The organism is Corynebacterium sp., assembly GCF_030538285.1.
GTDB lineage: Bacteria > Actinomycetota > Actinomycetes > Mycobacteriales > Mycobacteriaceae > Corynebacterium.
The window spans coordinates 21,463-33,757 of record NZ_JAUNUG010000034.1; the positions used below are offsets into that span (position 1 = coordinate 21,463).

At 66.0% G+C, this 12,295-nt stretch carries 12 protein-coding genes; 7 read left to right on the forward strand and 5 right to left on the reverse strand.

Translation table 11 applies throughout. From position 1 onward, the window contains the following. Positions 1-117: 117 nt before the first annotated feature. The 3 genes from Q4G50_RS10900 to Q4G50_RS10910 all read right to left on the reverse strand — a co-directional run bounded on the left by Q4G50_RS10900 (position 118) and on the right by Q4G50_RS10910 (position 3,531). Complete coding sequence (locus Q4G50_RS10900) at positions 118-1,635, reverse strand: multicopper oxidase family protein (protein WP_303377690.1); 1,518 nt, start codon at positions 1,633-1,635, stop codon at positions 118-120. Then, entirely contained in the window at positions 1,632-2,633 is a 1,002-nt protein-coding gene (locus Q4G50_RS10905; protein ID WP_303377691.1) for an isopenicillin N synthase family oxygenase, read from the reverse strand. Before Q4G50_RS10905 ends, Q4G50_RS10900 begins: the two co-directional genes overlap by 4 nt. A 70-nt stretch (positions 2,634-2,703) precedes the next feature. Beyond that, positions 2,704-3,531, reverse strand: a complete 828-nt coding sequence (locus Q4G50_RS10910) for a MetQ/NlpA family ABC transporter substrate-binding protein (RefSeq protein WP_303377692.1) — start codon at positions 3,529-3,531, stop codon at positions 2,704-2,706. A gap of 93 nt (positions 3,532-3,624) precedes the next feature. Between Q4G50_RS10910 and Q4G50_RS10915 the strand changes: the two genes are divergently transcribed. The 3 genes from Q4G50_RS10915 to Q4G50_RS10925 all read left to right on the forward strand — a co-directional run bounded on the left by Q4G50_RS10915 (position 3,625) and on the right by Q4G50_RS10925 (position 7,405). After that, positions 3,625-4,851, forward strand: coding sequence for an MFS transporter (locus tag Q4G50_RS10915; protein WP_303377693.1), 1,227 nt, complete (start codon positions 3,625-3,627; stop codon positions 4,849-4,851). Between the two features lie 93 nt (positions 4,852-4,944). Next, entirely contained in the window at positions 4,945-6,417 is a 1,473-nt protein-coding gene (gene glmU, locus Q4G50_RS10920) for a bifunctional UDP-N-acetylglucosamine diphosphorylase/glucosamine-1-phosphate N-acetyltransferase GlmU (RefSeq protein ID WP_303377694.1), read from the forward strand. A gap of 10 nt (positions 6,418-6,427) precedes the next feature. Then, positions 6,428-7,405 (forward strand): ribose-phosphate diphosphokinase, encoded by a 978-nt coding sequence (locus Q4G50_RS10925; RefSeq protein ID WP_303377695.1) that lies wholly within the window; start codon positions 6,428-6,430, stop codon positions 7,403-7,405. Here Q4G50_RS10925 and Q4G50_RS10930 read toward each other — a convergent pair. Further along, on the reverse strand, positions 7,402-8,517 hold the full coding sequence (locus Q4G50_RS10930) for an MFS transporter (RefSeq protein ID WP_303377696.1): 1,116 nt from the start codon (positions 8,515-8,517) through the stop codon (positions 7,402-7,404). The two genes, Q4G50_RS10925 and Q4G50_RS10930, sit on opposite strands and share 4 nt — an antisense overlap. Positions 8,518-8,535: 18 nt before the next feature. Here Q4G50_RS10930 and Q4G50_RS10935 point away from each other — a divergent pair, with 18 nt between their 5' ends. From Q4G50_RS10935 to pth, 4 genes are all read left to right on the forward strand, one after another. Continuing rightward, complete coding sequence (locus Q4G50_RS10935; protein WP_368660627.1) at positions 8,536-9,150, forward strand: DNA alkylation repair protein; 615 nt, start codon at positions 8,536-8,538, stop codon at positions 9,148-9,150. A 21-nt stretch (positions 9,151-9,171) separates the two neighbouring features. Then, positions 9,172-9,552, forward strand: a complete 381-nt coding sequence (locus Q4G50_RS10940) for a hypothetical protein (RefSeq protein WP_303377697.1) — start codon at positions 9,172-9,174, stop codon at positions 9,550-9,552. Between the two features lie 164 nt (positions 9,553-9,716). Further along, the gene (locus Q4G50_RS10945) at positions 9,717-10,361 is read left to right on the forward strand and encodes a 50S ribosomal protein L25/general stress protein Ctc (RefSeq protein ID WP_303377698.1); all 645 of its coding nucleotides are present in this window, start codon (positions 9,717-9,719) and stop codon (positions 10,359-10,361) included. Positions 10,362-10,435: 74 nt separating this feature from the next. Beyond that, positions 10,436-10,981 carry an aminoacyl-tRNA hydrolase gene (gene pth / locus Q4G50_RS10950; protein ID WP_303377699.1) on the forward strand — a complete coding sequence of 182 codons (546 nt, stop codon included), beginning with the start codon at positions 10,436-10,438 and terminating at the stop codon, positions 10,979-10,981. Between the two features lie 37 nt (positions 10,982-11,018). On the opposite strand, the gene Q4G50_RS10955 is transcribed toward pth, so the two are convergent. Further along, positions 11,019-12,295 (reverse strand): FAD-dependent monooxygenase (locus Q4G50_RS10955; RefSeq protein WP_303377700.1); only part of this gene is annotated, 1,277 nt, incomplete at its 5' end.

Consider the following 12,295-nt stretch of genomic DNA (forward strand, 5'->3'; position numbering starts at 1 on the left):
CCCAGATAAAAGGTGTAGCCACAAGCGATCCGCGGACGCACATCACACTTCACCCGCATAAACACCAGGTCATTCGGCAGTCAAGCACCCTCACCCCCTCAGGCAGCACTACCCCCGTTAGTGTGCCCCATGTCCTGACATCGGCTTCAGGGCCGCCTCCTGCCCCTCCTCAACCACCATGAACTGCCCCATCATGCCGTTGTCCTCGTGCATGAGCATGTGGCAGTGAAACATGTAGGGAATGGTGTTGTCGGGGTACCAGCCGAATTCGACGGCGAGTTCCACCGTGGCGCCCGGCGGCAGGGAGACGGTGTCCTTCCAGCCGCTGGCGGCCATCTCCGTGACGTCGGTGTCGGTGAAGCCGAGCACCTGGAAACGGGCGTCGTGGACGTGGAAATTGTGCGGCCAGTCCGAGTTCTCGTTGGTGACGGTCCACAACTCCGGCCCTTGGTGGTCGATGACGAAGTCGACGCGGTTCATGTTCATGAGCTGGCCGTTGATTTCAAAGGTGTTGAGCACGAAGTCCCGGCGCGGTGCCTCCGCCATGTCCGGGCTTATCGACGCCGCCGTATCCAGCTCCGCAGGCAAAGCCCGGGGTACTGGTGCGTCCTCGGTGGGGCCGGTGATCTGCAGGAGGGTGAACTGGTCGGCGAAGCCGAAGTCGGGGCTGTACTCGTCGGTGGGAATGCCGAAGTTGTTGTCCAGGCCGACGGATTCGAGCGCAACCTCCTCCCCCGGCTCGAGGTCGACGATGATCTCCACGCGCTCGCCGGGGCTCAACAGCACGGAATCGACCTCCTCCGGGGCGGCTAGGAGGCCGGAATCGGAGGCGATGACGTGGATGGGGCGGGCGTCGGCAAGCGCGATGTGGTGGAAACGCATCGTGGAAGCGTTGATCACGCGCAGGCGCACCCGGCGGGTCTGCGCGGCGAAGGAGCAGTTGGTAATGCCGTTGATCAGCGGGGTATCGCCGAGGAGTCCGAAAGTGGGGTCGATCTCCTCGTCCAGGCGACCGTCTTCGTGGAACTTGGCGTCGGCGATGATGACCGGGATGTCGTCGACCCCGTACTCGTGGGGCAGGTCGAGGCGCTCGGAGACGTCGTCGTCGAGGATGAACATGCCAGCCAGGCCGCGATAGCAGTGCAAGGCGGTGACCTCGTGCGGGTGGGGGTGATACCAAAGGGTGGCGGCCGGCTGCTCGACCGTCCACTCCGGGGCCCACGTGGCGCCGGGTTCGATCGGTGAGTGCGGGCCGCCGTCCGCCCAGGCGGGCAGCTTCATGCCGTGCCAGTGAATGGTGGTCATCTCATCGAGCTCGTTGGTGATGTCGACGGTGATGTCCTCACCCCGGCGCGCCCGGAAGGTCGGGCCCAGGTGGTCGCCGGAGAAACCCCACGTCGGGGTGTCGACACCGGGGAGGATCTCGGCGGAACCCGCCTGGGTGGTCACATGAAAGTGGCGGCGGCCGTCGATGAGCTCTCCCTCGTAAAGCGGCGGGATCGGCAGCGGACGGGGATCACCGTCATAACCGCGGGGTTCGGCCTGGTCACTGCGGGAGCAGGCCGTGACGGCGGCGCCGGCAAAGAGTACCGCGGCGCCACGGAAGAAGGTACGACGGCCGAATGAAGAGATCATGCCCCCAGGGTAGCGGCGAGCTCCGAGTGGTAGCGGCGGGTGGTCTCCGGGTGGGCCCGCAGACGCGACTTCAAGGTGTTGAGCCCGGAGATGTCGAAGATCTCCTGGTCATTCATGTCCCGGCCCAGGCCGCGGGCCGCGGCGGCCAGATCCTCAGGAAGCTCGATGCGCGGGAAACGGGCATCCAGATTCGGGGTGAGGAAAAACGGGATCGAGAATCGCGCGGTCCCGGGCGGGGACGGCAGAACCCGGTGCGGGGTGGAGATGAGGTAGCCGTCGGTGGCGGCCTCCAGCAGCTCACCGATGTTGACGATGAACAGATTGGGCAGCGCCTGCACGTCCAACCACTCACCGTCGCGCTGCACCTGCAACCCAGTGGAACCTTCCTCGGGAAGCAGGAGGGTGAGCACGCCGGCGTCGTGATGCGCTCCGACCCCCTGCCCCGCCTCCCCGTTCGCCGGGGCCGGGTAGTGGGCGAGCTTCATCATCGGGTGCGGGTGGTCGAAGATGTCGTCGAAGTAGTCGCGCCGCTGCCCCAGCGACACGGCCCAGGCGCGCAGCAGCTCGAGGCCGACATCGGAGAGCCGCTCCTGCCACTCGTTGATGAGCGGCCGCATCCGCGGCAGGGCGCTCGGCCATGGGTTGGGGCCCTCGAGGACGCGCCACGGATTCTCCTCGAACCCTTCCGTCCAGGCGGGACGGTCAGCCCCGTAGTCGATCTGCTCCCGCCAGTCGGTCTTGCCCTGGGTGAGTTCCTCACCGAGACGCGAGTAGCCGCGGTAATGCGGGTTGTCGGTGAACGCGATCTCCTCCTTGTCCTCCTGGGGCAGGGCGAAAAATTCCTTCGCCACGGCGAACATCTCCGCCTGCAGATCCTCGGGCACGCCGTGGTCGGCGAGATAGAAGAAGCCGATCTCGTGGGTGACCTGGCGCAGGCGGTCGATCTCGGCCTGGTCGGCGTCGAGAAGCTTCTGCAGGGAGATGATGGGCAGAGTCATGATGTCCTCGCAAAGTAATAGACTGATTTGTCTGGAAAGGTTAGGTCACGGGCCCGTGGCCCGCGTTCTTTTATTCACCGTGGACCGGGACGACAGCCGAGTCGTAGCGCTCCCGGATCCACTCGGAGGTGGCGGGGGAGGTGAGGGCGTCGACAAGCGCGACCACCCGCGGATCATCGGCGAATTCCTCAGCGCCGACGACGATGTTGGCATAAGGATTGTCGGTGGGAGACTCGGCGATGAGACCGTCCGCGGCCGGGTCATAACCGGCCTCGAGCGCAAAGTTCGAGTTGATCACCGCTGCCGCGATGGAAGGATCATCGAGCGAGCGGCTGGTCAACTCGTCCTCGATGGGCAGGAATTCGAAGCCGTGCGGATTCTCGGCTATCGACGCCACCGTAATCTGCGACACCGCCGCGGGATCGAGTTCCGCGTCGAGGGTGATCAGCCCGTGATCCTGCAGCAACAGCAGGCCGCGCGCGAAGTTGCTGGCGCTGCGCGGCAAGGCGATGCGGGCCCCGTCAGGCAGATCGGCGATATCGGAATACTGCTGGGAGTACAGCGAGATCGGCTCGATATGAATCTGGGCGAGCACCTCGACACCCTCCTTTCCAGTCTGATCGATCCAGTCGAGGAGATAAGGCTCGTGCTGGAAGAAGTTGACTGGGACGGAGCCGTTGGCCACAGCCGCGTTGGCCTCCGGGCCGCCGGCAACCGTGGAGATGTCGAGCTCGAAGGAGTCATCCTGTTCATCGACCCAGCGGAGGATTTCGGCGTGCGGAGTGGAGGCGGCAAGCACACCGAGTGCGGCGTCAGGATCGCTGTCGGCGGTGGCGTCAGCGCAGGCGGCAAGCAGACCAGAGGCGGCAATCACGGCGGTGAGGGTACGGAATTTCATGGTATTTCCTTTCACGAACTAAACGGTACGGTAACCATAGACCGCTTAGTCCATTAAGGGCATGCATTACTTTCAGCACTAGAGTTGACACACGTGACCACCCGCTCCGAAGAACACGCCGCCCGCCGCTTCATCTGGTCGAATGGCCTGCAGGGGGTCGGCGACCAGATCGTCGCCGCCAAGACCGTCCTCCCCTGGCTCCTCCAGGCGGCCGGTGCCCCCGGCTTCTTCATCGCCCTCCTGGTCCCCATCCGCGAATCCGGGTCCATGCTCCCCCAGGCCGCGTTCACCCCGTGGGTGACCACCCAACGATCCCGCAAACGCATCTGGGTCATCGGCTCTCTCGGCCAGGGGCTGGCGGCCGCCCTCATCGGCATCGCAGCACTGACATTGAGCGGCGCCGCCCTCGGACTGGCCGTCACCGGGCTTGTGGCGGTGTTGTCGGTGTTCCGCTCCCTGTGCTCCATCGCCTCCAAGGACGTGCAGGGGCGCACCATTTCCAAGGGACGCCGCGGAGTGATCACCGGGCGCGCCGCCGCCGTCGGCGGAGCCGTCGCGCTGGCTGTGGGTCTGTTCCTGGAGTACATCGGCACGCCCATCCCCACGTGGATCCTCGCCACCCTCATCTTCATCTCCGCCGCAGCCTGGGCGGTGGCCGCCCTCGTCTTCCGCACCATCGACGAACCCGTCTCGGAAAAGGAACCACAGGGCCTCCAGCGCGGCTGGTGGGCCGACACCTGGGGACTGTTCACCGGTGACCGCGAGTTCCGGCAGTTTGTCATCGTCCGCTCCTTGCTGCTGGTCTCCGCACTGTCGACGGCGTTCATCGTCACCCTCAGCCAGGAGGTCGGTTACGGGCTCACCGGCCTCGGTGCGTTCCTCATCGCCTCCGGGTTGGCAGCGGTGCTCGGCGGGCGGATCTCCGGCGTATGGTCGGACGCCTCCTCCCGCAATGTCATGAGCTACGGCGCACTCGCCGCCTCGGTCGTCATCATCGGGCTCGTCGCCGCAGCGGCCTGGCTGCCCGGCGCGGCCAACGCCTGGGTCTTCCCCATCGGTTTCTTCCTGGTCAACCTGGCACACACCGCCGTCCGTGTGGCGCGCAAAACTTACATCGTGGACATGGCGGAGGGGGATGCACGCACCCGTTACGTGGGCGCCGCCAACACCCTCATGGGTGTCATCCTGCTGCTGGTCGGTGCGGTCTCCGGCGCCGTGGCACAACTGGGGTCGAGTGCCGCGCTGCTGTTCCTCGCCGCGATCGGCCTGGTGGGTGTCGTGGCCGCACGCCGCCTCAAGGACGTGTCGGCGACGACATAGACCATGCCCGCGCGGCGTCGATAAGCACGCGAAGCGGCCTCCGGCTTATATGCTTGACCGGACACGAGCAACGCCCCCACAAGGAGACAAAACGTGCCTACACACACCGACTGCGCCGTGGTGGTTCTCGCCGCCGGCGCAGGCACCCGCATGAAGTCCACGAAGCAGAAGACACTCCACGAGATCGGCGGGCGGACCCTGCTCTCCCACGCACTGCACGCCGCCGCCGGCATCAACCCGGAGCACATCGTCGCGGTCGTGGGCCATCAGCGCGATCAGGTCTCCCCCGCCGTCGACGCCGTCGCCGTCGAGCTGGATCGCCCGGTGCTGCAGGCCGTGCAGGAGGAACAGAACGGCACCGGACATGCGGTGCAGTGCGGCCTCGAGCCGATCCCGGACTTCGACGGCGCAGTCATCGTCACCAACGGTGATGTCCCGCTGCTCACCGCCGACACCCTCAACAAGCTGCTTCAGGCCCATACCTCCTCCCCCACCGCTGTCACCGTGCTCACCATGCAGTTGGATGATCCGACCGGCTACGGCCGCATCATCCGCAACGCAGACGGTGAGGTCACCGCCATCGTCGAGCAGAAGGACGGCACCGCCGAGCAGCTGGAGGTCACAGAGGTCAACTCCGGTGTCTTCGCCTTCGACGGCGCCATTCTCCGCGGCGCGCTGAGCAAGCTGGACTCCAACAACGCGCAGGGTGAGCTGTACCTCACCGACGTCCTCGGCATCGCCCGCGCCGCGGGCCACCCGGTCCGCGCACATGTCGCCGCCGACCCCCGTGAGCTGGCTGGCGTCAACGACCGCGTGCAGCTGGCCGCCGCTGGCCGCGAACTCAACCGCCGAACCGTGGAGGCCGCCATGCGCGCCGGCGCCACGGTCATCGATCCGGCGTCGACCTTCATCGGCGTCAACGTCACCGTCGGCCAGGATGTGGTCATCCACCCGGGCACCCAGCTGTGGGGGGCGACCTCCATCGGCGACAACGCCGTTATCGGCCCGGACACCACCCTGACGGACATGACCATCGGCCGTGGCGCCTCCGTCGTGCGCACCCACGGTGAGCGTTCCGTCATCGGCGAGAACGCCACCATCGGCCCCTTCACCTACATCCGCCCCAACACGGTCCTGGCGGAGGACACCAAGCTCGGCGGCTTCGTGGAGGCGAAAAACGCCACCCTGGGGCGCGGTTCGAAGGTGCCGCACCTGACCTACATCGGGGATGCCACTGTCGGCGAGGAATCCAACATCGGCGCCTCCTCCGTCTTCGTCAACTACGACGGGGTGAACAAGCACCACACCACCATCGGCTCCCATGTGCGCACCGGTTCGGACACCATGTTCATCGCTCCGGTGACCGTGGGTGATGGCGCGTACTCCGGGGCGGGTACAGTGATTCGCGAGGACGTTCCTCCGGGAGCCCTCGCCGTGTCCGGCGGACCCCAGCGCAACATTGAGGGCTGGGTCGAGAAGAAGCGACCGGGAAGCCCGGCCGCACTCGCGGCGCAGGCCGCCCGGGAATCCCAGGACGCTGACAACGCAACCGACCAGGAAGGTTAAGCGGCACATCATGACTGCCCACTGGACCGAGAGCCACAAGAACATGATGCTGTTCTCCGGGCGTGCACACCCGGAGCTCGGCGAGGCTGTGGCCCGTGAGCTCGACTATGAGCTCACCCCCACCACTGCCCGGGACTTCGCCAACGGTGAGATCTTCATCCGCTTCGAGGAGTCCGTGCGTGGCGCCGACTGCTTCGTCATCCAGTCGCACACGCAGCCGCTGAACAAGTGGCTCATGGAGCAGCTGATCATGATCGATGCGCTCAAGCGTGGTTCCGCCAAGCGCATCACCGCGATCCTGCCGTTCTACCCCTACGCGCGTCAGGATAAGAAGCACCGCGGCCGTGAGCCGATCTCCGCGCGCCTGGTCGCCGATCTGCTGGCTGCCGCCGGCGCGGACCGTATCGTCTCCGTCGACCTGCACACGGATCAGATCCAGGGCTTCTTCGATGGCCCTGTCGATCACATGCACGCCATGCCGATCCTCACCGACTACATCATGAGCAAGTACTCCATGGACAACCTGTGCGTGGTCTCCCCGGATGCGGGTCGCGTGAAGGTCGCCGAGAAGTGGGCCAACACCCTGGGCGGCGCGCCGATGGCGTTCGTGCACAAGACCCGTAGCGTGGATGTGGCCAACGAGGTTGTGTCCAACCGAGTAGTGGGTGAGGTTGAGGGCAAGGACTGCATCCTCCTCGATGACATGATCGACACCGGTGGCACCATCGCCGGTGCGGTGCGCGTGCTCAAGGAGGCCGGCGCGAAGTCGGTCGTTATCGCCACCACCCACGGTGTCTTCTCCGACCCGGCGCGCGAGCGTCTCTCGGAGTGCGGCGCGGAGGAGGTCATCACGACTGACACCCTGCCGCAGTCCACGGAGGGCTGGAAGAACCTCACGGTGCTGTCCATCGCCCCGCTGCTGGCCAAGACGATCCACGAGATCTTCGAGAACGGCTCCGTGACCACCCTTTTCGAGGGCGAGGCTTAAAGCCCCCGCTGTGGGTTAACCCACTGCAGGGTGGCGGCCAGCAGCAGTGCTGCGGCCGCCACCCAAAACGCTGCCGACCCGATACCGAGGTAGATCGGCAAGAAGAGCACCGGTGCGGCCGCGGAGCCGAAGAAGCGGAAAGCCTGCACCGTGGAGATGAGTGAGGATCCGCCGGGCGCGTTGATCACCGCCAGGTTCACGGTTGCCTGAATGCCCTGCCCGGCGGCCACCGCCGCGGCCCACACGAGAGCTGCCACCAGGGCCCACGGGGCGATCGGCAGCACGAACAGCGCCAGTGCCGCCGCCGCGGAGCTCGCCACCAGGACGGTGCGGGCACCATAGCGGTCGGCCATGGCACCGATGCGTCGGGAAGCGAAAAACGCCGCCGCACCACCGCACATGACCACCAGTCCGCGCCCCACCGCGCCCAGGCCATAGGCCTCTCCCACCTGCAGGGCGGTGAGGAAACCGAGCCCGATGATGCCGACTCCGACGATGAAGCCGGTCACCATGTGGATGACCGTCGGCCCCCATTGGATGCGGCCGCTCACCTTCTGCGGGGACGTCGCCGGCGGGGGCACCACGGGCAGGCGCGCCAGGAGAATGAACGCCGCCGACGCCGCCGTGACGAGGAATGTCAGGCGCCAGCTCAGCAGGCTGGACAGGCCGGAGACCAGCGGCGCTGAGAGCATGCCCAACGACTGCATCGCCGCGTACGTACCCAGCGCTTTGCCCAGCTCGCCGGGCGGGGCCAGCTCGCGGAGGATGTTCTGCAGGACGGGGGTGGTGAAGGCGTTGGCCACACCGATCGTCGAGTAGCACAGGAGAAACAGCGGCCATGACGGCGTGATCAGCAGTAACAGCGCCATCGGCAGTGTCACGGCGTAGGCGGCCCACACCACCTTATGCGGGTGGATACCGCGGACCAGCCGCCCGGAGATGAGCATCATCACCGAGAACGGCAGCAGGTAGGCTGTCATCGACCATGCCGCCCGGCTCACGCTGATGTCGAAGGTCTCGGCGAACTCGGGAAGCACCACCGCCAACGCCTGCCCGGTGAACGGCCCGACGAAGCCGCCCACGAGGATCGCCGCCATCTGCAACTTCTTCATAGCACCTAAACTTAAGGGGTGATCGCCCACCACATCGAATCCGCCCTGCGCCCGCTGGCCGATCCGTCGCGCGCCGCGGGCATGGCCGCGTACATGCGCGATCAGTTTCCCTTCCTCGGGGTGGCCACACCGCAGCGCCGCCGGGCCGTCAAGGGCTTGCTCCCCCGCACGCTCGACACAGAGCTTGTCGACGCCCTCTTTGCCCTCCCCGAGCGCGAGTTCCACTATGTGGCCTGCGATCACCTGGGACAAGTACCCCTGGAGTCCGCAGCTGCGGACTTTCTGCGCAGTCTTGTGGTGCGCAAGTCCTGGTGGGACACCGTCGATGCCCTGGCCAAACCGGTGGGGCAGGCCTGCACGCCGCAGGAGATGCAGGCCTGGGCCCGTGACGAGAATCTCTGGGTGCGACGGGTGGCGGTGCTGCACCAGCTGGGGCGTCGAGAAGCAACCGACACCGGGTTGCTCGGCGAGATCCTCACCGCCAACCTGGACTCGGGCGAGTTCTTCATCGACAAGGCCGTCGGCTGGGCGCTGCGCGAATACTCGAAGACCGACCCGGCATGGGTGCGGGACTTCCTCGACGAGCACGTGGTGGCCCCGCTGACCCGGCGGGAGGGGGCGAAATATCTGTGAGCCTCCAGTGTTGGGAAAGGAATGGAGCACATTTACTCGCCGCTCGACATTTACCTCGACACCGAGACGGAACGACCCGATGTCTTCACCATGGTGTTCACCTTCAGTTTCTCCGCCAACACCCCGCCTCGTTCGCTGCTGCTGTCCCGCGGGCCAGAGGATCCGCCGGGAGCGGTGTGGATCCAGCCCGATGATGAGGAACACGGCTTCCTCGCCCGTAATGTCCGCTGGGAGACCGACGGACTGCTGCTCACGATCGCACTCAGCGACGAGGACCGCTTCTACTGGGACGGGTCGCGCTCCATGACCATCGAATTATTCGAGACCCGGGTGGATGGCGTGAGTTCTTGCCTGAATTCCATTTTTGAACCACCGGTTTTGGAGCCGCCCGCCCCGCGCTGATAAGATCACCCACGTCTCGGCGAGGCCCCACATGGGGCGTTATCGACGCGATCATAAGGTTAATTCTTCAGCCTGCGATGACTCGACGAGGACATTTTCACCTCAGACCAGAGTCGGTCGCGGGCTTTTTGCTTCAGCGGCCGTGAGATACCAAGGAGTGCCACATGGCCAAGTACCCCACCATCACCGCTGCCCCGCGCGAGGAGTTCGGCAAGGGCTACGCCCGTCGCCTGCGCGTTGCCGGCCGCATCCCGGGCGTGATCTACTCCCAGGGCGCCGAGAACGTCCACTTCTCCGTGGACCGCGTCGAGTTCACCGCTGTGGTGCGTAACCAGGGCGTCAACGCGGTCGTGGAGCTCGACGTCGACGGCGAGAAGCACCTCACCATGATCAAGCACATCGACCAGAACGTGCTCACCCTCGATATCGATCACCTCGACATGCTCGGTATCAAGCGCGGCGAGCGCGTCGAGGTCGAGATCCCGGTCCTCTCCGAGGGCGAGGTCTTCGCCGGCGCCATGCTCATCCAGGAAGTCGACACCATCCTGGTCGAGGCTGACGTGCTCGAGATTCCGGAAGAGATCGTCGTCTCCGTCGAGGGCATCGAGGCCGGCAATGTCATCAGCGCCGGTGACATCACCCTGCCGGAGGGCGTCACCCTGGTCGACGACACCGAGCTGCTCGTCTTCAACATCACCTTCGAGGAGGTCGCTGACGTTCCGGAGGAGGGCGAAGAGGGCACCGAGGACGCTGTCGGCGAGGCCGGCGCGGAGGAGGGTGTCGAGGAGGGCTCCACCAACGACGAGTAGATCCTACTCGCCGTGCAACGCCTCTGACCTGTGGGTCAGGGGCGTTTCCCCCTTTTTGTGGCAGGGTTGAGGGCGTGAGCGATTCTCCCCTTCTCATCATCGGCCTGGGCAATCCGGGCGCGAAGTACGCCGACACGCGCCACAACGTCGGTGCCATGCTTCTCGAAGAACTGGCCTCCCGAATCTCCCCCATGCCCGCCAGCTTCGCGGTGCACAAACGCACCAACACGGAGGTCGCGGAGGTCCGCCACGGCGGACGCCGCCTGGTGCTGGCCCGCACCCGCGGGTACATGAATGTCTCGGGTGGGCCGGTGAGGGCCCTGGCGAACTTCTTCAAGATCCCTCCGGCCGACATCATCGTCGCTCACGATGAGCTAGAGCTTGATTTCGGGCAGGTGCGCCTGCGTCTCGGCGGCGGGGATCATGGACACAACGGCCTGAAATCGGTGACCAAGTCGCTGGGCACGAAGGACTACCAGCGCCTGGCACTGGGCATCGGGCGCCCGCCGGGCCGCATGGACCCGGCCGCGTTCGTCCTCAAACCCTTCAGCCGTCAGGAGGCCGGGGAGTTGCCGTTCATGCTTGCCGACGCCGCCGACGAAATCGAGAACTCCCTCTGACGCCCCGTCGGCGACAACGGGGCGTCGATAAGCACTGCTAAATCGTCAGTTCCTCCGGAGCGGCATCGCCGTCACGCTGGGCGATCAGACGATGGATGTTGTACTCCCATTCCTTGAGCTCGTCCGGCAGCTCACCCTTAGACGGATCCTGCAGGTACTCTCGACGCTCGGCGTCATAGTCCCACAGCCAGTCGACGTAGGGGTACCACGAGGTGCGGCCAGCCTGACGGAAGGTCTCGTTGCGGATGAGGCGGGACACGCCGTCGACGTGCCACAGCTCACCCCAGAAACGGCCGGTGGTCTGAATGCGGGCACAGCGCGGGGCGCGCTCGCCGGAGACGTCGGCCAGCACGGACGGCCAGTCAAGCTCACCGGCGGCGGCAGCCTGGGAAGCGTAGAGCGCGAGGCACTCGGCGTCCTCCATGGCCATGACCGCACCGGAGGCGAGGTACTGCAGCGGCGGGTGCGCGGCGTCACCCATGACGATGATGCGGTCGGAGACGACCCAGTTTTTCAGCGGCTCGCGATCGGACATCTGCCACCAGGTGTCCAGCCACATGGAGCCGAGGCGGCCCTGGACGAACGCGTTGGTGTGGTCGAAGGCGTTCTTGAACTCCTCGTTATTGCCCCAGTCCTCCGGGACCTCGGTGCCCTCGGTGAGCGCCTGAAGGTAGCGCGGGGACTGGAAGACGGCAACCTGGTTGAGCAGCTCACCGTTGCGCAGCGGGTACTGGATGAAGTGGCAACGCGGACCGATGTAACCGACGACCTCCTTGAGCCCCTTCATGTCCTCATCGTCGGGAAGGGAGGAGGTGCCGCGGTAGGCGACGTAGGCGGAGGGAACCGGCTCGTCCTGGACGATCTCCTTGCGGAAGACGGAGTGGATGCCATCGAAGGCGACGAGGATGTCGGCCTCGACGTCCTCGGTGCGGCCGTCGGCACGGTGCTCGATCTGGACGGTCACGCCGTCGGCGCGGGTGTCGGCACCGAGGACCTGCACGCCGTTGTGCAGCGTGGCGCCGGCCTCCTGGGCGGCCTCCACGAGGATGGACAGCAGGTCGGAACGATGGATGACCAGGTAGCGGCCACCGTAGTGCTGCTGGAAGTCCTCGCCGAAGTCCATGGTGAGGATCGGCTCGGTGGTGATCGCGTCGCGGAATTGCATGCGCTCCGGAAGGTAACCGGCCTCGAAGACCCGGTCCTTAAGGCCCCACTTCTCCAGCATTTTCACGCCGTGGGGGCCAATCTGCAGGCCGGCCCCGACCTCCTTGAACTCGGGGGCACGCTCGTAGAGGGTGACGTCGGCGCCACGCA